This window comes from Peribacillus simplex (assembly GCF_001578185.1).
Classification (GTDB): Bacteria; Bacillota; Bacilli; order Bacillales; family DSM-1321; genus Peribacillus; species Peribacillus simplex_A.
This window is the reverse complement of sequence record NZ_CP011008.1, coordinates 2,413,576-2,438,598: the sequence shown is the minus strand read 5'-3', so window position 1 is coordinate 2,438,598 and position 25,023 is coordinate 2,413,576. Positions and strand designations below refer to the sequence as shown.

Here is a 25,023-nt window from a genome sequence, read left to right as displayed (position 1 = left end):
CATACCTTTATACTAATTAATTGGATTATCTTATAAAAAAGATTGATCATTGTTGTGTTCCTTACGCAACTAACGCACTCGTTAGCCATCCATGAATCGCAAAAATCGGCGATTCACCACAAAGAATGAAAATGGTTAGGAAGTTTCAATACTGATACTGACCTTAATCCAGTCAACCCTAATCCATAGTCTAATTAATTAACGCTCTCCTCTTTTTTTAAACGATTGAGTAGGGTCGTCTTAAGATTTGTCATTTTTAATTTTTAAAGAAACTTATTTTCATGGTAGTTCAACAAGATAAACCATAAAACCTCCCTTAAACAAGGGTGGTTAACATAATTTTCGATTTGTCGCTATTTCAAATTACAGATTATTTCATATAAATTACTACAAGCATCCATAAAGCTAAAACACCAAGGATAGCGAGTGTTATACGCGTAGATAGTATCCGTACTTCAAAGTTGGTTTTCTTAGATGGTTCAGGATATGCAATTACATAAATTCCCTTTAATAGTGCGAGCCATGCAATCAGTGTAATGAATCCTTGCCAGTTAAGTGCCCATACATTATGCAGGATAACAGTACCTAACCCTAGGAAAATTGATAGAAAGCCATACATAATCCCAAATCCTCTGTCCTCGACCACTAGTTTTTTCAGTTCACGTAGTACCGATGGACGTACGAAAAGTATTCCCGATATGATAACCGTCGTCCATCCCCAAAACAGTCCTAAAAAGGTACTTGCTTCCATTGTTGTCTCACTCCTTTCGATTATATTTATATTTCAGGTACTTCCTTTTTAGAATTGAATCGGAAGAGGCGTTTTCATATCCTTTTGATGTTAATGATGTATGAATATCGTATTCATGTGAGGTTTGAGGTTTACATAACCATTCATATCAGAAATAGGAGCAGTTAAAAATTCAATTATTTGTTGAACTAACCTGCCCCTATAGTTCATTAAGCAAAAAGGCCACCAAATGGCAGCCTCGGATCTCAACTAACGGACCCTATAGTTTAAGTAGAAACCTTCACAATCTCATCTAAGCTTTAACATAATCCAAACCCTAAAATGTGTTGTTCTATAATATGGTGCAATACAAAAAGACGCCTTCTTATTAAAGAAAAGCGCCGATTTGTTAATTAATATAAAATCATTTAATCTTTTTTACTTTGATTGACCTTAATTAATTCATCAAGTTTCTCATTTTTTTCTTTGTCTAATTTTATTTTTTCATTCATGAACTTTATTACCTTAATTACAAAATAAATAGCAAAAACAGTAAGAACTAAATAAAAAATAATAGGTAAAAAAGCTACAAGAGCAAATAATCCATCTCCACCGTTAATCATTTTAGACCTCCAAAAATATTAAATATATCAATATTATACAGTATCTTCTTCAATTAAAATGTCCGGTTAATTGGGAGTTACTTGAATTCGAAAGTATGATAATGGTAATAATCAATTATTTCACATTCATAGGCCGCCAATTGGCTGCCTTCTTATGACGCTAACGCACCCGTTAGTTCAACAAGAAACTCATCTTGTGTTCCTTTTATGTACTTTAAATTCTCCTTATATTAAATACATTTTTCATACTTAAATAACAAAAGCTTTTCAGTTAGCTGAACTTCTCCTATTTTTTCATAGCCAAATTTCTCATAAAAATATTGATTTCTTTTGTTTAAATATGGAGTATATAAACGCCAAATTTTTATCAATGGAAATTCAGCCTCAATTAATTTCATTATCTTTGTTCCTAGACCTTTATTTTGATATTCGTTTGCTATGAATAGTTTGTCTAATAACAGTATATTTTCTTTTTTACGGAGATCTATTCCACCGATAATGTTGTTATTTGACCATATTGTGTAATGAATAGAGTGTTCTATATTTTCGATTAATTTCTCAGGTGTCTCATTTACAGGAGTTGTATCGTGGTCTTGGTATAACTTATAGTCTTCTGCAAAAGCCTTTTTCTGAATAGACAACAACATATCTACTTCAGTTAAACTTGTTCTTTTGATGGTAATTTCCATCTGTGATGCACATCCTTTATTCAAATTTTTATGATAATTACTATTTAATCTTATATTTTTTGTTCAATTGAACTGCCCCGTAGTTTAAACAAGAAACTACAACTGTTTATAAACAAACTCTCTGTACTTTATAAAATTTTGCTTTTTATAAAAGTCCTTTGCAACACTGTTCTCAAACCAATAATCTAATTCTATTAAATCTATTCCTCGATCGTTCGCAATTTCATATATACATTCCATAAGACTTGAACCATAACCCTTATTCCTCTTTGTATCCACTATGCTAATCTGATGTACATAAACGGACTTATATCCTTTTTTAAATGCATTTTCCGGATATTCTCTTATCTCTATCCAAGCATAGCCAAGTGCTTCTTCATTATCTTCTAACAAAAGGAAAATGAAACTTTCGTTATTAATCAGACTTTTGAAGACTTCCTTCACATTCTCATAGTTATATTCCTTAAAGTATTTAGGGTATAAATTTGAATGTAAATCGTGTACATATTTATTTAATTTAGCGACCGATTTAAAATTCCTGGTTTGACTAATTTTCATAACAAATCCCTCATCTATCTTTCACTATTTTAAATAATTGTACCTTTTTATGTAATTTGAGGGAAATTTTTAATATTTTCCTTATAGAACTATCCTGCCCCTATAGTTCCATAAAGAAAAAACTGCTTTAAAGGACAGTTTTTATCTTAAGCTAACGCACCTGTTTTTTCAGAAAATTGTCCTTATAAACGTCGCGACTTTATTTTAAACATCCCATCTTTTTTACAAACATCGTGACTTTATTTCAAAGCCACAGCATGATGGTTCCAGTAGCAACCAAGAACCCTCCAACATAAGCTGATTTTCCTTTTATTATTCCAAAATGGATGCAAACAATTTACAAAGAAATGGGGTTGAGTGGTAAGCCCTCTTATAGAGAGGTTTTATTTATTAAATTGGTATAAAATGTATTTTGTTGGAAGACAATAATATTAACCAGCTACTCCACTATTCCAACTTAAAAGGCCCTTCTCATTATTGAACTATACCCCGAATTATGGACACAGTAAAAAAAGTCCCTTATTCGGGGTTTTCTATGTCCTTTTTCTAGAACCCCGTTTATAATCATTTCAGATATAGGGCGGAGGAAATCAAAATGAGTAAGATTTATTTTAATGAATTTCAAATAAAGGAATTAGAGAATAATCCACATGTGAAACAGGTTTCAGATCGTTCGATTGCTTATCATCCAGACTTTAAGGTAAAGGCTATTAAAGAGAATCAAGCTGGTAAATCACCTACCCAAATCTTTATTGAACATGGCTTTGAGTTAGAGATGATTGGATCGGATAAACCAAAAGGCTGCTTAAAACGTTGGAGAAAAACGTTTGAACAATATGGCGAGGATGGCTTCTATACAGAGCGACGTGGGAAAGGAAGTCCAGGAAGACCAAAATCCAAGGAGTATTCGCAGGAAGATCAGTTAAAAAAGGCTGAAGCTCGTATTAAATATTTAGAGGCTGAACTTGAATTTCTAAAAAAGTTAGACGAACTCGAAAGGCAGGCTTCGAAGAAGAGAAAATGACAACGAGTGAAAAATTCACGTTAATTGAACAAATCATTCGCCAATATAATCTTACCAATATGGTCCGTTATTTTTGTGAAATGGCCGAAGTCAGTCGTAGTGGATATTATGCTTGGATACATGCTGAAAGGATTCGATTGACTCACGAGAAGAAAGATTCGCAGGATTATGAACTTATTAAGGAAGTATTTGAGGCCAAGAAGAAAAAAGCAGGTGCCCTCACCATCAAAATGATTTTAGAGAATAAGTATTTTGTCACGATGAACCATAAAAAGATTCGAAGGCTTATGCATAAATTCAATCTTAAAGCCATAATTCGTCAAGCGAAACCTTATAAGAAATTAGCGAAAGCCACTCATGAGCATAAGGCCGTTCCAAACCACTTAAACAGGAATTTTAACCAAGGAGAACCGAGGAAAATTCTCCTTACAGATATTACTTACGTTTATTATGGTTCTGGACAACCAGCTTATCTTTCTTGTGTCAAAGATGCTGTTACACGAGAAATCATCGCTTTTCACTTATCTAGAAGTCTCAAGATGGGGATTGTCTATCACACATTGGAGAAGCTCTCTGATTCCCTAAATGATCTGATTCATCCTGAAGCGATCATTCATTCAGACCAAGGCGTTCATTATACACACCCTGAGTTCCAGCGCCGAGTGAAAGAACTAGGGCTGAAACAATCCATGTCCCGAAAGGGAAACTGTTGGGACAATGCCCCTATGGAATCATTCTTTGGCCATTTTAAAGATGAAGTGGATTATTTGGAGTGTCAAACTTTTGATGAGTTACACCAATTAATTGAAGAATATATGGAAGATTACAATACAAATCGTTACCAATGGAGCCTAAATAGAATGACTCCCGCACAATACGGGAGTCAACTATTAGCTGCTTAATTTATAGGTCTTTTTTTAAGACTGTCCATTTTGAAGGGCACAGTTCATAATCGAGAGGGGCTTTTTTGTTTTATAAAGGTAAATCAAAATTTAGGTCTAACCTTCTTAACTAATGTAAATTTGAAACAAAGTTTGATCAAATTAATCCAAGAAACCTTGATAAATGAATAAATAGAAAGAGCATGTTTTAAAGGCAACTTTTGCTTCCAATCGGCCTCCAGGGGGCTGACCGTTGGGTGTCGTGGGTTGAGGGCGGGCGTACCAGGCGCGGGCCCGGTGTCAGTCTTCGATTGCCTGGTAGACCATGGTCCAGAAGTCGTGGATAAGCCGCGCTGAATCCGGGGTGGACATCCCGACCTGGGTGAGCAGGATTCCGGTGAGCTGTTTGTCCGGGTCGGCGTACGTCGTGGTGCCGCTTCCACCGTCCCAGCCGAACTGGCCGATGGACGCGTAGTCACCACGGTAGGTGCGCACCGCCATCCCGAAGCCCCAGCCGCCGTGCTGCCCTTGGCCGTGCGACAAATGGACGTTGTTTTTGGCCAGGGCGTCTCGGGCGGCTTGTTGCTCGGGCGTGAGGCGGTTGGTGGTCATCAGCTGGACGGCGGGCCGGGACAGGATCCGTTCGGTCCCGTGCATCCCTTGGTTCAGCAGCATCCGTAAATACGCGTGATAGTCGTCGACGGTTGAGAGCAGCCCACCGCCACCTGCTTGGAACGCTGGAGGTCGGCTGTAGCGTCCGCCTGCGGCCTCGTCCCACACGATGAACTCTCCGGTCTGCGGATCGGGGTTGAAGGCGGGCGGCAGCCGGTCAATCTTGTTGGTGGGCACGTAGAAACCAGTGTCCTTCATCCCCAGCGGATCGAGGATGCGTTCGCGCAGGAACGTCTCGAACGTCTGACCCGTGACTCTGGCGACGAGCACGCCGAGCACTTCGTTGCTGATGTGGTATTGCCACCGCTCTCCGGGCTGGTAGCTCAGCGGGAGTGTGCCCAGGCGGCGCATCCACTCACCCGGCTCGGGCAACTCCGCCCCTGGCGTGTCGTATATCCCACTCTCGAAGATCGCGTTCTGGATCGGGGAGCCCATCAACGTAATATCCACTCCGAGCCCGAACGTGGAGGTCAACAAGTCCCGTACGGTGATCGGCCGCCGTGCCCGCACGGTGTCGTCCAGCGGGCCGTCGGCCCGTTTCAGCACCTGCCGGTCGGCGAGTTCGGGCAGCCACGTATCTACTGGGTCGTCCAGATGCAGCTTGCACTCGTCGAGCAGGATCATCACCGACGCGACCGCGAGCGGCTTGGAAGTGGACGCCAACCGGAAGATCGTGTCCCGGCGCATCGGCGCGCCACCGTCATGGCGCATCGTGGCGATCGCTTCGACGTGCGTCTCACCGTACTGGCTGACCAGGGCGACGAGCCCAGGAATCTTCCCGGACTCGACATGCCGTGCCAGCACGTCGCGCATTCTGCGTAGCCCTGTTTCGGATAAGCCAGTGTTGCTTTGTCCCGTTGTAATCTTTTTCATTTGGTTTCCCTCTCTTTACTTTTTTATCAGCCCTATTGTTCTACAAATTCTCTTTTGTTATCAATGCTTGAAAGCGTGTTCGATGCATCAAAGAGACTGAATATTGGCAATCAAAAGATGACTCACATCCTGTTCTGGGTGATCAGAATCGAGAAATGTCCTGCACTTAGCATAGAGCCATATGTTCATCGGACGTTTATTCTTGGTTTCATCAAATTCAAAGTCACCATTATTCCGTAAGTAATCTTCTTTGACAACCGTTGTCTTGCCCGCCCCATTGGAACCGAGAAGGGCGAAAATACTGCCCTTATCCATTTAAGCTCCCATCTTCACATTCCCTAATTATGTATATTCTAGAAGTAAATACAAATTCCTTCTTCAACTATCCTGCCCCGATAGTTCCATAAAATCGAGTAGGAGGAGGCGCCTAGCCTCCGACCTCTCACACCACCGTACGTACCGTTCGGTATACGGCGGTTCAGTTTAAGTCTGACGTAGTTTTGTATATCGTTCATATAGATTTACTAACCCATGATGGAGCCAATAAACATTATTAAGGGTTTTGTCTAGAATAGGACTATGCGCTATGCGCCAATAACCCTTTCTGCTATTTCCCCATTCATATGCTTTTCCAAATGGGACGCCTAATCCTTTGAGTTTCCTCACCCTCGTTCTTGGTAATTTCCATTGCTTCCATAGGCACATTCTGAGTCTTCTTCGAATCCATGAATCTAAATTCTTCAATACGTTCGGAGTATCAATGAGGGCGAAATACCCCATCCAACCTCTAAGGTATTGCTTTAACTTATTTATTCGGAGTTCCATGGGTATCGGTAATTTTCTCGAGGTCATTTCCCTGATTCGTTTCTTTACCCTCTTCACCGTTTGTTTAGCCAGTAGAACCTTCGGGTTCTTCTTTGACTTCGTGAAACTAAAACCGAGAAACGTTCTGTTCCAAGGGCGATCATACTTCGACTTCTCGTAGTTGACCTTTAGCTTCAGTTTACTTTCAATGAAGCTTGAGATATTTCCCATTGCACGTTTGGCGGCTTTTCGTGTCTTCACAAAGATAGTACTGTCATCCGCATACCTTACGAATCGAAGATTGCGTTTCTCTAGTTCTTTATCTAAATCGTCTAACATGATATTAGATAATAAAGGACTTAACGGACCTCCTTGCGGAGTTCCCTCCTCACTTTTATGAAAAAGTCCGCCTATCATAATGCCTGCTTGAAGGAATTTACGAATCAGTTTAAGAACTCGTTTATCTTCAATTTTCCGCTCTAACATTCCCATGAGCTTGTCATGATTCACTTTATCGAAGAACTTCTCCAAATCCATATCCACTACCCATGTATAACCTTCGGTTATATAGGACTTTGCCTTTCGAACCGCCTGGTGCCCTTGTTTGTTAGGGCGAAATCCATAGCTATTCTCCGAAAAGGTTGAGTCATATATCTTGGTCAATATTTGGGCAATGGCTTGTTGAATGAAACGGTCTAGAACGGTTGGAATACCCAAAAGCCGAACTCCGCCGTTTGGTTTCGGGATTTCGATACGACGGACGGGCTTCGGTTGATAGGTACCCTGTAAAAGGGCAGTTTTCATGTTGTACCATTCGGTTACGAGGTGCGGTCTCAGGTTTTGGACCCGCATTCCATCTACACCATGGCTTCCCTTATTTCTTTCTACACGCTTCAATGCCTGTATTAAGTTTTCCCTCTCTAGTATCTGTTCCATTAACATCGTTGATATCCTTTCTACGTGGATAAATGGTCTATTTGTGCCTTTATCTGCTCCACCCTTTTGAAGTTCCCCGTGTATTCACCACTTCTTCCTTCAAATAAGTTCCGTTAGGAATTGTTTGCTTCTTCACAGATAACGAACGCCTAGTATTCACCCTCCTTAATCTGTTCGGTCCTTCCTTGTCTTCTCGAGTAGACAAGTACTATGACCTCTGCTGACTTCTGATGATTCAGCTGTCCATCACTGGAAAGGTTACCAAGTGTACTTGGCTGTCATCAGACCTCCCCGGGTAAGAGTGCAATCTTTCCCTCCATCTATCTGCTTCATTTACTCTGTACCACCTTCGGCAGTAAGGACTTTGTTTTGTTTCGCAAACTCATCCAATGATACCTAGCCTTATATGAAGTTCGTGTTCCTCAGACCGGAGGTTTGCCGCTTGCTTCCTTCAGATTCCACGTCACCGTGGACACCCTTGCATTAAGCTAACCACTACTACTGCCTTCATGATTCGGGACTTCCACCCTATAGATTGCACCCATGCCGGGCGCACGAAAGAGCTGCCTTAAAGACAGCTCTAATCTTCAGCTAACCTACCCGTTTTAGTGGAAAAATAATATTACATTTGGTACCATGTTGAGGTTTACTATCTATTTCAATATAACCATCATGAGCTATAACAATTTGTCTTGCAATTGCCATCCCTAAACCAGTACCTGAAATATTAGAGGAAGTACTTATTCCTCTAAAATAACGGTCGAATAAGCGTTCAACTGTTTCTTGACGCCTCGGACGCACTTCTTCGAGAAGACGCTGTAAGCTTTGGCGATAGTAACCAGGGTGTTCAATTGTAGGAATCCTACTTTGCGCCCCACCATACATTTGCACAGCGTCGGCTGCAAAAGCCCAGTTCACGCCATCAAGGACAAATGTCACCGATCCGATAGAGTGTCCTGGCGTTTCCACTACCGTAATCGACACATCACCACCAAGTAATAAGCGATCGCCACCAACAACCTCTACTGTTGGCTTCAGACCTTCTCCGATATCGTTGAGCAGGATTGCGGTATGCTTTTCCTGCGTTTCCACATCCAAGTATTGGCCTTGAAGCTGTTTGTAATCTGTAATGTGTGCACTACGATTACGTAGTAAATATGCTTCCTTCTGAGGAATCACAACCTCTGCGCACCCCTTTGTTATCTCCCAAATCGCTCGGGCACCACCAAGATGGTCAACGTGCCCGTGAGTCAGAAGAATCCAGCGTATATCCTCAATTCGTAGGCCATGCTCGACAAGAACTGTCTCAATTTCCTGTGAAGCTGATGATGCAATTCCTGTATCAATAAGTGCAGGCTCCGGTGCGTCGATATAGTAGGCATACGCAGTTGTTCGACCAAATTTACATTCGATCGGTATAACACGTACTGAATTTGTCATGTTTTTCACCCCTATAATCAGTTTATGACCTCAACGCCTTCTATTTAAAAAGAGGTGCTGTGGATGTTCTTAGATGCAGCCAATTCAGCACACCATTATTTCGTTAATTTGTTTGTAACGTCGAATTCTTTAGGAATTACCGGTAATACTAAACGTGATGGGTGCTCTGCATCTCGATAGATTTTGTGCGCTGTCGCACGACCACACGGTAAGTGGTAGCTATCTGGTGGTAATAATTTTGCATCTTCTCCATCAAGTGGTTCGTTACATGCAAGCTCTAGTTCAATACGATGTCCTGGTTTAATTAAAAATGAGAATGGATATAACCGAATCGCATACTCGATAATTTCACCAGGTGGTACTGGTACCACACGGTTGTGTGGATGCCAAGGTTCACCGTATGTTGATTTTTCTTCATTTAGTTCCCGATGGGATGCTTTTAAATAACCTGATGTCATTAACGTACGTTTGCCACCTGGATCTACCTCATAAAGCTTCGCAATGAAGTTTGTATCATCTGTATCGATTTCTACATGGAAATATAATGCCCCTGTACCTGTCATTTCTGCAGGCTCTATGAATTTATCACTCGTCCATTTAATCGTTTCGGATGTTGTTGTTACTGTTAATGGCGCTTGGTAGAAGCCATCTGGATGTGCATATTCAGATGTTAATGGCTCCGGTTTATCGCTAATTTTATGGCGAGGACGTAAGTAGAACTCTTTCTTTTCTTCATATGGCAATGGCCAGTGATCTTCTTTACGCCATTTGTAAGAACCTTCTACAGAGAACTGCACTGTTGGTTCGTCCATAATGCCATTGTCAATGCCTTTTAACCAGTAATCATACCAGCGGAACATTTCATCATGGCTTTCATGGAATGGACGCTCTAACATTGGTGGAAGCGCTTGGACATCAAGCTTTTTAATGCCTGATACTTTGTGGAAGCATTCGATTGTGCCTTCAACGTTCCAACCGCGACCCCATTTTGCTTGGAAGTAAGTTGGGATTTCTACTTTATGGGCTACTTCTAATGCGCTATCTTTTTGCCAGAATGGGCCATCAAGTGGATTTAATAAGTAATCTATCCACAATTCGTGCCGATCTTGATAATGTAAAAGGTGAACGAAATCTGACCAATGTGCGATATCTGGATCGTTTAAGCGTTCTTGCGTTTTTTCTTTAAGCTCTCCTGAAGTGAATACTTTCGAGCTCTTACTTGTAACGTTATTGAATGCATTACCACTATCGCCGCCGCGTCCTTCACGAGAAGCACGTGGCATTAGCCACATGATACCACCGTGATAACAAAGCTCATACAGATCGAAGTGACCACCGTTCGCAAAGATTGCTTTTAAGTGTGGTGGTTGCTCCGCTGCACCTAAAATTTGAACAGATGCAAAGTATGAAATACCGATCATCCCGATATTTCCGTCACACCAATCTTGCTCAGCCATCCATTCCACGATGTCATAAATATCTTTTCCATCTCCATGACCACCAGAATTATAGTTACCGCACATTTCACCTTCAGAACCACCTGTACCACGTATATCTGCGATAATATGAGCATAACCTCGTGATACTACTTCACGAATGTCACCTGCTTCAATTGCTCCGTTCCATAGATGACTTGGACGTGCTTGTGGAGGTAATGTTAGCGCTTGCGCTTGTAATTCTTTACCGTATGGGCTAAGGGCAAGTAATGCTGGTACTTTTCCTGTGCCATCAGGACGGTAAATATCTGCAGCGATATGCACGCCATCACGCATTTTAATGCGTACGTCCTTAGTGATAATCATTTAAATTCGCTCCTCTTCTTAGTCTTTCTAAGTATGTTTTGAATAGTGACAGTTCAATCAACTGGAAATTGACAATATTCTCAATAATCAGTTTTTTTATTATTCATTACATCCGCCTATTTTCAAATAAAGCGAAGTAGCAAAGCCTATTCATTAAAATCCTTAGGCAGGTGTGAAGCACGGTACAAAAGAACCTGGATTATCTTCATCCCCACTTTGCTTGAATACCACTTTTACCTTTTGATTGATATGCACCGTATCTAGGTCACACTCGACGATATTTGTCATCATTTTTGGACCTTCATCGAGTTCAACGAAGGCGATGGCATATGACACTCCTCGTCGCATCACACTATAAGTGTAGATACTACCCGTGCCATTTGCTTCTTTCCATGTCGTTTTCTCGCTCATACAATATGGGCATAACACACGTGGATAATAATGATACTCACCACAAGAATCGCACTGCTTTATCAGAAGCTTTCCTTCTGCAGCAGCATCCCAATATTCCTTGTGTTCTGGATGAATCTCAGGGACCGCCATCGTTCTATCTTGATATTGAGTTCCCATTCTACTACACCCTCTCCATGATCAGTGTTGCACTACCGTGACGGCTTGCTATTCCGCCACCAGTACCATGAGCTAACGCGATGTCACAATTTTCCACCTGCACTTGCGGGTGTGCTTCGCCACGTAGCTGACGGACAGCCTCTATCACTTTAATGATGCCACCTCGGCTTGCTGGGTGATTGTTATTTAACCCGCCACCATCCGTATTGATTGGGAGCTTACCTACTCCTGAAATCAGGTTCCCATCAGCGACGAATTTTCCACCCTCGCCTTTTTCACAAAAACCTAAGTCTTCAAGCTGCATTAACACCGTAATTGTGAAGCTATCATAAATGGACGCATACTTAATATCTTGAGGTGTAACCCCAGCCTCCTCAAAGGCTCTAGGCCCTGACCAAATAGCGCCTGTATACGTAAGATCCGTTTTGCCGTCAAGTAATCCTTTAGGTGCTTCCCCACAACCCATCACTCGGACAAGTGGACGCTTCAGACTTTTGGCAATCTCGGGTTTTACGACAACTAAAGCACCTCCACCGTCACTTACTACACAGCAATCCAGTTTATGTAATGGATCAGCAATTATAGGGGACTCAAGTACGTCCTGAACCGTCACTAAATCACGCAGCATTGCGTTTGAATTATGCCTGGCATGATGTGAAGCTGCGACTTTGACCCATGCTAATTGTTCACTCGTCGTACCATATTCATGCATATGACGCATTGTAGCCATCGCGTACTCATTGACAGCAGTCGGTCCAAAAGGAAGTTCAAACGGTGTATCTGGAACATTTGCACCAACGATCTTCTGTTTGACACCACTTCTGCCCTCTGTACGTGGACGACCCGCCATTGTAATTAATGCAACATTACATTTGCCAGCTGCGATTGCTTGTGCAGCATGGGAAACATGGGCAATGTACGATGACCCGCCAGTGTCTGTACCATCTACATGACGTACATTGAGACCTAAATAATCGACCATAGACAGTACACCACCCGGAGCGTCACCAGCACAAAAATATCCGTCTACATCTGCAAATGCTAGTCCAGCATCTTCTAATGCACCTTTCGCACATTCTGCATGTAAAGCAGCAACGGATTTATTCGGAGCCTTACGCAGTGAGTGCTCGAACGCCCCTGCAATATAGGCCAATCCTTTAATACTCATATTCGTTACCCTCCCGCTATGTTGTTCAACTATTTTACGAATTCATATCTCGTCACTTTTCACAGATCAAAGCGGTAATGAAAGTGAAGTGTAGGCTTCTAGAATCAGAAGCAGACACTGCCCTTCTTAGGCCTTTTGTGCTAACACTACCGTTTTCACGAATGAACGGGGTTTTTGCATAGTTAGAATTTTCGCAGGATTGTGTACTAGAAGTTGTTCAAATACTTCTTCACCAACACCCGCTTTACGAAGGTCTGGTAAGAATTCTTCAAACAGGTAGTTTACTGAATGTCCTTTTAATCCTGGCCAGCCAAGAGCACAGCAGTTGGCATCAGCTGAAATAAGTGCACGGTCAACAAAACCTTTATCAAGAAAACGAAGGAAATGTTCAACACGATCTTGACGAGGACGTGACCAATATGGTGAACCTTCCATCTCACTGTCATAGCCAATTGTATCGAAGCCTACCCATCCACCTAATTCTGCAATCATCGTATCACGGTCTTCATCGAGATATCCGCCATCATCAGCATGCCCCATAAGTACGCGATCAAGTGGTAAGCCCTCTTCATCGAAGATTGCAATAGCAGATTCAGCATCTACGCATAAATGTGTAATAATTGGGACACCCGATTGTAATGCTGCACGTGCAGCTGCACGGTAAATGCGTTTATCAAGTTCGCTTAGTTTACCACCGCGACTTACCCCTACTTTAATAGCGCCAGCTTTTGCGCTCGTACCGTCAATACCAACTGTAATTTCATGGATGAATAAATCCGTAAGATATTCGACTGGTTTGTTACGGAAATATGGTAGAGCTGAGTCACCTGCTACAAAGCCTGTAACAGCAATAATATTGACCCCTGTTTTTCGTGAAAGCACTTGGAAATATTCGACATCGCGTCCGTTTCCAATCCCTGTACAGTCTACGAATGTTTTACCGCCGTGTTCACGGAAGCGACGTAACTTTTGTACTGTAACGTCAAACGCTTCTTCAGGTTTTTTCCACCATTGTGTATCTAAGTCACATCCAGGTAGACCGAACCCAACATGCTCGTGCATTGCCGTAATCCCTAAGTCTTCCGTCGCGATTGGCCCTAAAACCGTATTTACCTTACCCATCCTTTATTCACTCCTCACGTTTAGGTACGCTCTGTTACCAAAACAGATTCTTTTTCTGTAGCTGCTGAAGCATCAACAGTAAATACACGTTGTGGGTTTTCTTCTAATAAAATGCGAATTTGTTCATCAGTTACACCTACTCTACGTAAGGTTGGAACAAATTTTGTTAGTAAGTAATCGAAACCAAGCTCTTTTGCATCATGACCCTTTGCAACTCCAATTGCATTTGTTGAAATTAGGACACAATCACCAAAACCTTCTTTAAATAACGCTAAAATTAACTTTGCACGTTCTTCATCGTTCACGTAGCCATCGTTTGTAGCCCAACCAACATGGTCTAATGCCACCATGGCACCGTGACGCGCAACAGCGAATGCTTCTTTACGGCGGACAGCATCTAGACGGTCAAGCCCTCCGATGATGACACGGTTTGGTGCAATGCCTTCACCTAATAAAATTTCCAGATCATTTACAGCATCCGTCCCATATTGAACTGATACAGGTACTCCTGTTGTGAGAGCTGCTTGTGCAGATCCACGGAAAAGATTAATTTCTTTTTCTGTAATACCACTTTGACTTGCGATTGACGTCACTAATCCTGCTGAACTTGAACGTTCAATACGTGGTACAACGATTCCTTCTGTCACCTCTTTTGCGAACAAATCAGCAAATTGTTCTGCTGACCATGGTGTAGGCGGATTCTTTTGTGGTGTAACAAAGTATCCACTTAACATCGGCTCAGGTCCTAAACCTGTTGACGCTACGATATGGATACCTGTTGTTCTAGAAAGAGTTTCATAAAGCTTTACGTCACGACCGTGGAACATACCGCTACGATCTACAATTGTTTTTCCACCAAGTCTACGAAATTCAGTAAGCTCACGCTTTAATTCCTCAAATATCTTACTTCTATCCATATCGATCTCTGGTGCATACTCCGCACCAGGCATCACAGAAAGAAGTGATTCATGAATGAGCACAACACCTAGTTCTTGAGCAGGCACTAGTCCAAGAACAGTACGAACAACGCCTGAACTTTTTTCTTGTAAATTATCTAGCATTGTAAAACCTCCTATCATTTAATAGTTCTTCACCTTAGAGGTGTCGAAGGCGGTGATTTAGTTGAAAAGACAATAACTTAAACATGCCGAAACTTCTACAACTCTAGCAGCCATATCAACTGTTCGATGTTTGGAAACGTATACATTTTTAAGTAAAAATGATTCGGTTCCCCTTTGCACAACGGTTTTCCATGTTATTTGAATTTGGGAACGGAGCAAAAGAAAAAGCAATCGTGGCATCAATATTTTTCTCCCATGCTTCACTCTGGGTACCTTCAGGAAAATAAGCTATCATCCATGAATGCCTTATTGCTCGTTTCGTGTTTACCCCCATTTCATTCTCAGTTATCGTTTCGTCTTGTTCTTCCATAACTAAAATATATATAAAACCTCTTATTTTTGGAAATACCAAAAAATAATCTTGGTAATAACCTTTTCCTTATAACGTTTGTTTATTTTTCAGATTCCTATTATAATAAATTCATAATCTTATAAATTATCAAGCAATTCAGGAGGAGATTGGGGATGGACATTCGTCCATTGCGTTATTTTATTGCAGTTGCTGAACACTTAAATTTCACGGTAGCATCAAAGGAATTATTTGTAGCACAACCTGCTGTGAGTCAACAGATCGCCCTTTTAGAAAAAAAATTAGGTGTAAAACTTTTCCTTCGAGATAAACATTCCGTTCAATTGACCAACGCTGGAGCTGTTTTTTTGAAAGATGCAAAGGAGATCATAAAGAAGCTTGAAGAGTCGATTGAAAATGTCCAGCAAGCTGAGGAAGGGTTAATTGGGATACTTAATATAGGCTTATTGAGCGTACCCGTGAGAGAATTTTTGCCCCTTTTGATTCGAAAATTCAGACGCAAGCACCCAAATGTAAAATTAAGGTTGAGCTATTTTCAAGTTGGGCAAATGATTGAGAAATTAAAATCCGATGAACTAGACATAGCTTTCACACTTTCACTTGGGTTACAAAGTATTGGTGGACTGGAATACAAAACTTTATGGACACAATCCCATTGTATTATCCTAAATCAAGACCACCCCCTTGCGAATAGAACAACTATCAACATTTCGGAATTAGCCCATGAACCTTTTGTCATGCTGGACAGGCATGAAGCTCCTCCAGGTTTTGATTTATTGCTGGCTGCATGTGCCAATCATGGTTTCTCTCCAAACTTGGTTAGTACAGCTTCACGGATTGAAGCAGTGTACATGATGGTGGATTCAGATATCGGCATTACCATTCTTCCGAAATATCTACAGCTATACGCTCCTCCTACACTTCGTTTTATTGACATTGAAGGAGACAATCTTAAATTTGATGTTTTGGCTTCTTGGAAGAAAATAAATAAGAATCCTACCTTATCTTTATTTATTGAAGAACTAGGGTTGCTGCACTCACAATTAAACAAATAGTTGATCCCTACAAAAAAACCACTGCCTAATGAAATAGGAAGTGGTTTTTTCTATTGATATAAATTATTAACATGACAACTTCACAAAATGAGTGAAAAAGCGGGGAGAATTAGTCTTAACTATTTCTCCGATGCATGGCTTAATAGCCCTACATCATGCCGCCCATCTAAGAGGTGGTTTTTTGTTCTTATATGGCTGGCAAATTCTTGGAGTAACCTGGATTTTAAGAATGGAGATTGTATACGTTGGAATGAAAAGTTAAAAAGAAGTTAGCATACCTATTAGGTGACTATACATAAAAAATCCAATAAAAAGGCAATCCCTACAGGAACAACAAAGATGCTTTACTTGTCTATCGTGCATTCGCCTCCATCAAGGTTGACCTTCGTAAGATCCAAATCTTCCATAAGGAACGTGGAAATGAGTTTAAAATAAGCTCATGAATGATGCTTTAAATATCTTTAACATTCAACGATCTTTAAGCATGAAGGGCTGTCCATATGACAATGCCGTAGCTGAAGCAACGTTTAAAATCATCAAAACGGAGTTTGTGAAAGGTCAACATTTTGATAGTTTAGAAGAATTAACAAGGGAATTACAAGATTATGTCCACTGGTTTAATCACATACGAATTCATGGGACACTGGGTTATGTAAGTCCGATTGATTACAAACTTGAACACCTTAAAAAAGTTGTCTAGTTTAATGTTGACATACCAGTCTTTTTTGTTCGTATAATAGAACAAAGGGGAATTAAGATGAGTCTAATTTACAAGAAGAGGAGCAATTTGTTCTGTGGAACCAAAAAGCGAAGAAATAAACTGCTTAGCATTAAAAGTCAAAGAGATTATTCAATCTTCTGGATGTCAAAATGAAGATGTAATCTTTCTGTGTATTGGTTCAGACCGATCAGTTGGGGATTCATTAGGCCCTTTAGTCGGGACAATGCTTAAAGAACATACGGTGCCTTATCGTGTTTACGGTACTTTGGAAAATCCCGTTCATGCATTTAATTTAAAAGACACGTTGAAAATAATAAAAAAACAATTCAAAAAGCCTCTTATTTTTAGTGTGGATGCTTGTTTAGGGAATCAAAACCAGGTCGGTTATGTTTTCTTGAAGGATGGACCTCTTGTCCCAGGGAAAGCTTTAAAAAAAGTATTGCCGGAAGTGGGAGATTATCATATTACAGGAATGGTCAATTATATAGATCCGCTGCCAACGATGCAATTTTTAAATGATACTCGTCTATACACGGTTATGAACCTTGCGAAAACAATCGTAAAAATAATTACTGCTAGCGGCGAGACTTCTGGAATTAAATAAAAGAATGGGCTGTGCCAAAACCACTAATAATAATTGGTTTTGGCACAGCCCTACTTTGTTTAAGTTCGAAGAATTTATTAGATAACATTGTACTTAAATAATAGCCCCTGTCAAGATAGCAACAATGATAAGGACTAATGAACAAATTAGAGCCCATTTAAATGCATACCGCTGTAGTTCCCCGATATCTGTTTTTACCATCCCTACTAGTAAAAGAGTCGATGCCACGAGTGGACTTAAGAAATGTACAGGCTGGCCCAGTACGGAAGCTCTGGCAATTTCTAAAGGACTCACTCCATAAGCTTCTCCTGCTTCGGCAAGAATTGGCAAAACACCAAAGTAGTAAGCATCATTGGATAAAACGAACGTAAATGGCATGCTGGTGAACGCAACGACCATCGGTAAAAAAGAGCCTAAAGAATCCGGAATGATGGCCACTAATGAATTTGCAATGGCATCTACCATTTTCGTTCCGGAAAAGATCCCTGTGAAAATACCAGCCGCAAATACTAGTGTGACGACGGTAATAGCATTTCCTGCATGTGACACGATTCGCTCTTTTTGCTGTTCTAGATTAGGGTAATTAATGATTGAAGCAAGCACAAACCCGATTAGAAACAACACAGTTACCGGTACGAAGCCCATTACAAGAACGACCATGACAGTGAGCGTCAACAAAAGATTGATCCATATTAATTTAGGGCGCTTTAAATCGTCTTGTATCGCGGAAGCTACCGCTGCTTCAGCAAGAGCTCCTTTCATTTCAGGTGCAGCTTTGATATGTACAACACCAAGCCTTTTGCGCTCTTTTTTCCCAAGTACATAAGCGGTAAAAAGAATAGCTGCAATACCTGCGAATAGTGTTGGGATAATCGGGACAAAGAATTCATTTGCATCGAGACCTAAAGATGCTATTGCTCTTGTTGCAGGTCCTCCCCAAGGAGTCATGCCACTCATAATACTGACAGCCAGCATAGAAATAGTGGCAAGAATAAGTGGATTCATACCAAGTCGTAAGTAAAGAGGCAGCATAGCGGAAATTGTAATCATATGAGTCGTGGTACCATCACCATCTAAGGCAACGGTCATTGCGATTACTGCTGTTCCTATCGCTATTTTAACCGGATCCCCTTTTACAATTTTTAACATAGTTTTAATAAGTGGATCAAATAATCCAGCGTCAATCAGAACTCCGAAAAACAAAATAGCGAACAATAGCAATGCGGCTGAAGGTGCGACAACCTTTATTCCATCGAGCATCATATCTCCAAGCTCTGGACCAAATCCGCCAATTAATGCAAAGATAATTGGAATGACCACAAGAGAATTAACAGGTGATAACCGTTTAGACATGATTAAATAAGTAAAGACAACGACCATTGAAATTCCAAGTAACGTAAGAATATGAATCCCCTCCTATTAAAGAAACCGCTTACAAATCGGATGAAAAGTTTGAATAGTTAAAAAATATTATATAATATTTTCTGTTTCCCTGTTGATTTGGTTTCTATTTTTAGAATAGTTCATTTCTTAAAATAAGTGAAATACATATTTTTTTTACTTTTCTGAAAAAAAAACTTATAATCCATTTTATATTAAATTAAGAAATCGAAAAAGCACAATGAAATTTTCAATAAATTTCATTGTGCTTTTTCGTTAAAGATTGGAATTTTTATTCAAGAAATCAATAAAGTTTTTCACAGTAGAGAGTTTTAAAGAATCCTGGTTATACATTAACCATGTATTTCTTAACACCGGCTTCCCATTTTTGTAGGATAACCCGTATGTATGCAAGTTATCTGAAGGCTGCAGGCATATTTCCGGCAGAATAGAAACACCAAGATCATTTTTGACCATCTCTTTGCACGTCTCCTGCCGATCCGTTTCCATAGTTACAAATGGTGGCTCCGGGAATCTATCATGCCACCAGCCATTTATTAAGTTTTTTAAAGAACTGTCGGTTTTATAATTTATGAATGGAAGTTCCGGCAAATTATCCAAGTCTACCTCTTTCTTAGAAATTAAACAAAGTCTTTCTTTATGCAGTAGCGATTTGATTCCATACCATTCATAGTTTCCACGCAGAATGCCTAATTGAACACTAGAGGAATCCAGAAGATGCATGATTTCTGTACTCCAGCCTGTATTCACATTAAATTGTACATGAGGATATTGTGTTGAAAACTTTTTCAATATTTCTGGTAGTTTATATTGGGCAAAGTTGCTGGAAACGCCAAGCCTTAACGTTCCTCTTACCTCATTTTTCATATTCAGCATATAATCTTTCGTTTTTTGCAACTTTTTCACCATTTCTTCCGCATAGCCCGCTAAATGTATCCCTTCGGAAGTAAACTCAATGCCTCCTTTTATTTTGAAAAATAAGTTCGTGCTAAATTCTTTTTCTAAATTTTTAAGCCGGTACGTTAACGCCGGCTGCGATATATATAAACGCTCTGCGGCACGGCTAATGTTTTTTTCTTCATATAGTACCCTTATCGCAATCCAATCTTTTTCGTCCACTTACCCATCTCCCGCCTTTTGATTATAAGTTTTTTTATCATTTTTATTAAAAAAATATGTATTTTACTTATGAATGAACTTATCATACTATATTTTCAAAGGAACCGGTAGTGCTATAAATATTGATTTGAGAAAAGGTGGTTATACAATGAAAGTACCAGTAGTTGTAATGCGCGGCGGAACAAGTAAAGGTGTGTTCCTTAACTTTGAACATATGCCTTCGAATCGCTCACACTGGGAAGGTTTCTTACTTGACGTGATGGGCAGTCCGGATCGGAGACAGATTGATGGTCTTGGAGGAGCGAATTCATTGACAAGTAAAGCAGCAATTATCAAAAAATCGGATTCACCAGAATTCGATGTGGAATATACATTTGCGCAGATCAGCATCGATAATCAAATGGTTGATTTTAAAGGAAATTGTGGTAATATTTCATCTGCTGTAGGACCTTACGCAATTGAGCACGGATTAGTTCCGGCAAAAGAACCTGTTACAACGGTGAGAATTTTTAACACGAATACACAGAAATTGATAATTGCAGAAGTAGAGGTTGAAAATGGACAAGTGAAAAAAGAAGGCAGCTGCTCAATTCCAGGCGTGCCTGGTAAAGGATCACCTATCTATCTTTCTTTTACTCGTGCTGAAGGAGCAGTTACAGGAAAACTTTTCCCTACAGGAAATCCAATTGACATGATTAAAACGAAGGATCGACTGATTCAAGTTTCAATCATTGATGTTGCCAATCCACTTGTTTTTGTAAGGGCACAGGATATTGGTCTAAACGGAAGCGAATTGCCCACTGATTATTCACAGGAAAAATTAAATGAACTAGAAGAAATCCGGTCGATTGCAGCTGAAATGTGTCAATTTTCCGATAAGAAATCAGCAACTGTCCAATCTCCTGCTGTGCCTAAAATGACCCTAATTGCTCCTCCTATGGATTACGTCGACCTAAACGGATCGGAAAGAAAAGCGTCAGAGATGGATTTGATGATCAGAATGATGTCGATGCAAAAGCCCCATCAAGCGCTTGCTATTACAGGAGCCATCTGTGCAACTGCAGGAGCTTACTTACAGGAAACGATTTTATCTGAGATGGTGAACATTAAACAGGAAATTTTTCGATTAGCCCACCCGGCAGGGATCATGGAAACAAAAGTTGATTTTTTGGCAGGACACATACGCGCTATTAAAGTGGTACGCACAGCGAGAATCATTTTAGAGGGATACGTGTACACGAAAAAAAATTACGAGCTCTCCTATCAATTAGCTTGATTTGAATTGATTTGCAAATTACAGCAAAAAAAATATCTATCACTTGGAGGCTTTTCAATGTGGGTCATCACTGTCTTTTTAAAAGGAAATATTAAAATTTTTGAATTTGACACAGAAAAAGAAGCGAAAGAACTATTCAAAAATATGAAAGGCACTAAAATTCTTTCCGAAATAGTTTACTTCAATGATCCTTGTTTTGTATAAGTGAGTTTTCAATAGAGCCCTTGTAGGCATCGGTTAGTTGGAGATACATTATAGTCTGGGCTAATTCAAATATAAAATAGGATTGAGAATAGATGAAAATTTTCCGGGGGGAGCGCTCACCCTTATACTGTTTAGGATATACTGAATCCAGATTTTCCTGGTTACTGGAGTATTTAACCAAAAAGAAAACTAATTGTTATCTATCATCCTTGTTATAGGGAAAAACACCCACAAACCAACCCATTATTTATTGAATGGTATCCTTTTTCACAGGCTCAATTTTAGCATCAATCGGAGCATAGGAAGAACAGCTATATAAATATATATCATACAAAATAGTTGATATCTGGTAACTGTTGATAAGTCAGCGCTGACTTCATGCTCGATAGTGCCCAGCTGATCCATTCAGCTGGTGCTTAAATTGAATAGCTATAATAGAAGAAAAATCATATTGTCTGACCATCAGGACGCTTAAAGCTATACTCTAAAAACTCATATCCCTATATGATATGAGTTTTAGTCAATACATAAAGACTTTTAATATTTGAAGTACCAAACAGCCAAGAACTTTTTTTAAGCCTTGGCTGTTTTTCATTCTTCTATTTAATGTATCCCTAGATTTTTTGGATAAATTCTTATCTATTAACTATGCAAGGAAAAGACTCAATGATTATTGACCGCTTCGACCTTTTCTTGAATATAGTGGGCTGCGGATGAACCAGCTAATTTTCCAAAGACTGCTCCAGACATTAACCCGGATCCACCAGGATAGTTTTCATAAAAAATCCCCCCAATCATTTCACCAGCCGCAAAGAGACCATTAACCGGTTGTTCTTCTTTGTTTAACACATGTCCCGTAACATCTACATGCAAACCACCGAACGAGAAGGTGATTCCGCACGTTACAGGGAAAGCATAGAATGGCCCTTGCTCAATTCGAAGTGCCCAGTTGGATTTAGGAGGGGTAATTCCTTTCGTTCCTTTGCCATCTTTCTCTGCGGGTCTATACTCGCCATCTTGTACGGCACTGTTATATTCTTCGATCGTTTTAAGGAATTGTGTTTGATTGACCGGCAGTAAACTAGCCAACTCTCCAAGCGTATCTGCTTTATAAATAGTCGCTTCTTCAAGGTCATATTCTTTACGCAGCATCGGGCGTACCTGTACATCATAAATTTGATATGCCACATGTCCAGGTTGTTTTAATACCTCACGGCCGTATTTGGCATAGGTGTAATTTCGCAAATCTGCTCCTTCATCAACAAAACGTTTCCCTTCATTATTAAGCATGACGCTGTACGGATAAGAATGCTTTTTAAAAATATCTCCCGGCTTTGTGAAATCTCCTACTTTTGGCGCGTTATAATCTGTCCCAATCGAATGACATCCAGACCACTGCCCAAATTTTTGAGCCCCGACAGCCATAGCCATGGAAATGCCGTCTCCTGTGTTGAACTCGGTTCCACGAACAATTGCCGCTTCCCATTCTTCACCAATATTTTCACATCTCATTTTCTTATTGGCTTCAAAGCCGCCACAAGCCAAAATCACACCGGATGTCTGAACCGTTACCATTGTATGATCCTTCTCAACAACGACACCGGTTATTGTATTATGCTCTGATACGAGCTCCACAGCACGTGAATCGTACCAAACGTCGATGCCAATTTCTTCTGTCCGCGCAAAGAGCTGTCTCATTAAGCCAACGCCTTTATCTTCCGTTTTGATAGGCAGTCCTCCCCAGAAATTGCGCTTGCCATTTTGTACGAAAGATTGATTTTCATAATTCAATTCAAATTTTATTCCCTGATCACGCATCCACGCAATTGTTTCATACGATTTAGAAACCAGCTGTTTTGCTAATTCGGGATTACTTTGTCCACCTGTTACTCGCATTAGATCATTGTAATAATCGGATTCCGTGTATTCAGGCATTACAATCAACTCGGATTCTTCATCTGTTAATTCAGGTATTACTTTTCTGATTGCGTCTAAATTATTGTATGCTACACGAATGGCTCCATCCGTGAAGAAAGAGTTCCCTCCACGCTTTTCCACAGGTCCCCGTTCTAATACAAGAACTCTAGCACCGCCCTCTTTTGCTGAGATTGCGGCACATAATGCTGCGTTTCCTGCCCCTACTACAACTACATCATAATTTTGTGTATTTGACATCTTTAGCCCTCCTGATAAGTAGTAATAACTCTTCATGTAAATAATAAGTGAAAATAATGAATAAAAATAATATTGTTTTTTTATTCATTGCCATAGAAAAATTTTATGAAAGAATACTGGAAACGCAAAACTATAGTGAGTCTGTTGATTTACATAAAAAGATAGATTTCTTTTTTCAATAGTTGTATTATACTTTTAGAAATCAAATAAATTATCATTATTTATAATTACCCATAAATATTTTTTATGGTTAAAGGAGAAAAATTTTATGGATGAAAAAGACTGGCTTATATTAATTACTCTTTACGAAGAAAGAAATATAACAAAGGCAGCACAACGACTATTTATTTCTCAGCCAGCTTTATCCTATCGTATAAAACAGCTGGAAAAAGAATTCAAAACAAATTTAATCTCTAGAGGCAAAAGAGGTGTCGAGTTTACAGTTGAAGGGGAATACCTCGTTCAATACGCTAAAAATATGCGTAAGCAATTAGGAGCTGCAAAAGAACATATTTCAAATTTGGATAAAAAAGTGAAAGGAACTTTGCGATTGGGTGTATCTGGCTTGTTTGCCCGATATAAACTACCAGTATTATTAAAAGAATTTCTAACCCTATATCCAGAGGTTGAAATCAGTTTGAAAACTGGATGGAGTTCTCAAATTCATCAGATGCTTCAAAAAGAAGAAGCACACCTCGGGATCGTTAGAGGTCCTTACAAATGGCAGGAAAATAAAGTGTTGTTTCAAGAAGAAAAGATTTGTATTGCCTCCAGTAAAAAAATTGAATTAAAAGAACTTCCTTTTCTTCCTAGAGTTAATTATCAGACAGACCAATCGTTAAGAAATACTATTGAAAACTGGTGGCAGGAAACCTTTACGTCACCACCTAAGATTTCAATGGAGGTAGATCGGATTGAAACATGTAAGGAACTGGTTCTTAATGGTTTAGGATATGCCATTTTACCAGAAATCTGTATTAAAAATGATGAACCACTGTATACTTTCCCCATTGTATTAAGCGATAATAGCTATTTGCTTAGAGAAACTTGGGTTTTTTATCGGGATGTGACTATGGATTTGGCACAAGTAAAAGCATTTATTGATTTTCTTAATGATTCTAAACAATGAAATAAGACGAATCGAA

General features: G+C 39.9%; 22 protein-coding genes and 1 pseudogene. 7 read left to right on the top strand and 16 right to left on the bottom strand.

Annotation, left to right across the window (positions count from 1 at the left end; all coding sequences use genetic code 11):
* Positions 1-370 precede the first annotated feature (370 nt).
* The 4 genes from UP17_RS11355 to UP17_RS11340 form a co-directional block, all read right to left on the bottom strand.
* Entirely contained in the window at positions 371-751 is a 381-nt protein-coding gene (locus UP17_RS11355) for a hypothetical protein (protein WP_061463106.1), read from the bottom strand.
* 407 nt (positions 752-1,158) lie between these two features.
* On the bottom strand, positions 1,159-1,353 hold the full coding sequence (locus tag UP17_RS11350; RefSeq protein ID WP_061463105.1) for a hypothetical protein: 195 nt from the start codon (positions 1,351-1,353) through the stop codon (positions 1,159-1,161).
* A gap of 230 nt (positions 1,354-1,583) precedes the next feature.
* On the bottom strand, positions 1,584-2,042 hold the full coding sequence (locus UP17_RS11345; protein ID WP_061463104.1) for a GNAT family N-acetyltransferase: 459 nt from the start codon (positions 2,040-2,042) through the stop codon (positions 1,584-1,586).
* Positions 2,043-2,138: 96 nt separating this feature from the next.
* Positions 2,139-2,600 carry a GNAT family N-acetyltransferase gene (locus UP17_RS11340; RefSeq protein ID WP_061463103.1) on the bottom strand — a complete coding sequence of 154 codons (462 nt, stop codon included), beginning with the start codon at positions 2,598-2,600 and terminating at the stop codon, positions 2,139-2,141.
* Positions 2,601-3,195: 595 nt separating this feature from the next.
* On the opposite strand from UP17_RS11340, the gene UP17_RS26440 reads away from it, so the two are divergent.
* Positions 3,196-4,526 (top strand): IS3 family transposase gene (locus UP17_RS26440; protein ID WP_155727194.1). Its coding sequence is split into 2 segments (ribosomal slippage): positions 3,196-3,583 and positions 3,583-4,526, totalling 1,332 coding nucleotides; the frame shifts between segments, so codons are not numbered across the junction.
* Between the two features lie 279 nt (positions 4,527-4,805).
* On the opposite strand, the gene UP17_RS11325 is transcribed toward UP17_RS26440, so the two are convergent.
* From UP17_RS11325 to UP17_RS11285, 9 genes are all read right to left on the bottom strand, one after another.
* Positions 4,806-6,050 carry a serine hydrolase domain-containing protein gene (locus tag UP17_RS11325; RefSeq protein ID WP_061463102.1) on the bottom strand — a complete coding sequence of 415 codons (1,245 nt, stop codon included), beginning with the start codon at positions 6,048-6,050 and terminating at the stop codon, positions 4,806-4,808.
* 87 nt (positions 6,051-6,137) lie between these two features.
* Entirely contained in the window at positions 6,138-6,365 is a 228-nt protein-coding gene (locus UP17_RS28290) for a hypothetical protein (protein WP_061463101.1), read from the bottom strand.
* Positions 6,366-6,533: 168 nt separating this feature from the next.
* Positions 6,534-7,796 (bottom strand): group II intron reverse transcriptase/maturase, encoded by a 1,263-nt coding sequence (gene ltrA / locus UP17_RS11315; protein ID WP_061463100.1) that lies wholly within the window; start codon positions 7,794-7,796, stop codon positions 6,534-6,536.
* A gap of 585 nt (positions 7,797-8,381) precedes the next feature.
* A complete protein-coding gene (locus UP17_RS28760) occupies positions 8,382-9,230 on the bottom strand; it encodes an MBL fold metallo-hydrolase (RefSeq protein WP_061463099.1) in 849 nt (282 codons plus the stop codon).
* A gap of 95 nt (positions 9,231-9,325) precedes the next feature.
* Positions 9,326-11,032, bottom strand: a complete 1,707-nt coding sequence (locus tag UP17_RS11305) for a CocE/NonD family hydrolase (RefSeq protein WP_061463098.1) — start codon at positions 11,030-11,032, stop codon at positions 9,326-9,328.
* Between the two features lie 162 nt (positions 11,033-11,194).
* Entirely contained in the window at positions 11,195-11,602 is a 408-nt protein-coding gene (locus tag UP17_RS11300) for a Zn-ribbon domain-containing OB-fold protein (protein ID WP_061463097.1), read from the bottom strand.
* Positions 11,603-11,606: 4 nt separating this feature from the next.
* A complete protein-coding gene (locus UP17_RS11295; protein WP_061463096.1) occupies positions 11,607-12,770 on the bottom strand; it encodes a thiolase domain-containing protein in 1,164 nt (387 codons plus the stop codon).
* 126 nt (positions 12,771-12,896) lie between these two features.
* Positions 12,897-13,892, bottom strand: coding sequence for a phosphotriesterase family protein (locus UP17_RS11290; RefSeq protein WP_061463095.1), 996 nt, complete (start codon positions 13,890-13,892; stop codon positions 12,897-12,899).
* A gap of 20 nt (positions 13,893-13,912) precedes the next feature.
* Entirely contained in the window at positions 13,913-14,953 is a 1,041-nt protein-coding gene (locus UP17_RS11285) for a phosphotriesterase family protein (RefSeq protein ID WP_061463094.1), read from the bottom strand.
* A gap of 525 nt (positions 14,954-15,478) precedes the next feature.
* Here UP17_RS11285 and UP17_RS11275 point away from each other — a divergent pair.
* The 3 genes and pseudogenes from UP17_RS11275 to yyaC all read left to right on the top strand — a co-directional run bounded on the left by UP17_RS11275 (position 15,479) and on the right by yyaC (position 17,703).
* Positions 15,479-16,378: a LysR family transcriptional regulator gene (locus tag UP17_RS11275; protein ID WP_061463092.1), complete on the top strand. Its 900-nt coding sequence runs from the start codon at positions 15,479-15,481 to the stop codon at positions 16,376-16,378.
* A 332-nt stretch (positions 16,379-16,710) separates the two neighbouring features.
* Positions 16,711-17,078, top strand: a pseudogene (locus UP17_RS11270) (IS3 family transposase); the annotation flags it as partial.
* Between the two features lie 94 nt (positions 17,079-17,172).
* Entirely contained in the window at positions 17,173-17,703 is a 531-nt protein-coding gene (yyaC, locus tag UP17_RS11265; RefSeq protein WP_061463091.1) for a spore protease YyaC, read from the top strand.
* A 93-nt stretch (positions 17,704-17,796) separates the two neighbouring features.
* On the opposite strand, the gene UP17_RS11260 is transcribed toward yyaC, so the two are convergent.
* Entirely contained in the window at positions 17,797-19,107 is a 1,311-nt protein-coding gene (locus tag UP17_RS11260) for a CitMHS family transporter (RefSeq protein ID WP_061463090.1), read from the bottom strand.
* A gap of 252 nt (positions 19,108-19,359) precedes the next feature.
* Positions 19,360-20,223: a LysR family transcriptional regulator gene (locus tag UP17_RS11255; RefSeq protein WP_034313052.1), complete on the bottom strand. Its 864-nt coding sequence runs from the start codon at positions 20,221-20,223 to the stop codon at positions 19,360-19,362.
* A 148-nt stretch (positions 20,224-20,371) separates the two neighbouring features.
* On the opposite strand from UP17_RS11255, the gene UP17_RS11250 reads away from it, so the two are divergent.
* Together UP17_RS11250 and UP17_RS28280 are read left to right on the top strand one after the other, a co-directional pair.
* Positions 20,372-21,499 carry a 2-methylaconitate cis-trans isomerase PrpF family protein gene (locus UP17_RS11250; protein WP_061463089.1) on the top strand — a complete coding sequence of 376 codons (1,128 nt, stop codon included), beginning with the start codon at positions 20,372-20,374 and terminating at the stop codon, positions 21,497-21,499.
* Positions 21,500-21,556: 57 nt separating this feature from the next.
* Positions 21,557-21,703 (top strand): hypothetical protein, encoded by a 147-nt coding sequence (locus UP17_RS28280; RefSeq protein ID WP_164468794.1) that lies wholly within the window; start codon positions 21,557-21,559, stop codon positions 21,701-21,703.
* A 663-nt stretch (positions 21,704-22,366) separates the two neighbouring features.
* Here UP17_RS28280 and tcuA read toward each other — a convergent pair.
* Positions 22,367-23,878, bottom strand: a complete 1,512-nt coding sequence (tcuA, locus tag UP17_RS11245; RefSeq protein ID WP_061463088.1) for an FAD-dependent tricarballylate dehydrogenase TcuA — start codon at positions 23,876-23,878, stop codon at positions 22,367-22,369.
* A 268-nt stretch (positions 23,879-24,146) separates the two neighbouring features.
* On the opposite strand from tcuA, the gene UP17_RS11240 reads away from it, so the two are divergent.
* Positions 24,147-25,007 carry a LysR family transcriptional regulator gene (locus UP17_RS11240; RefSeq protein WP_061463087.1) on the top strand — a complete coding sequence of 287 codons (861 nt, stop codon included), beginning with the start codon at positions 24,147-24,149 and terminating at the stop codon, positions 25,005-25,007.
* The last annotated feature ends 16 nt before the right edge of the window (positions 25,008-25,023 follow it).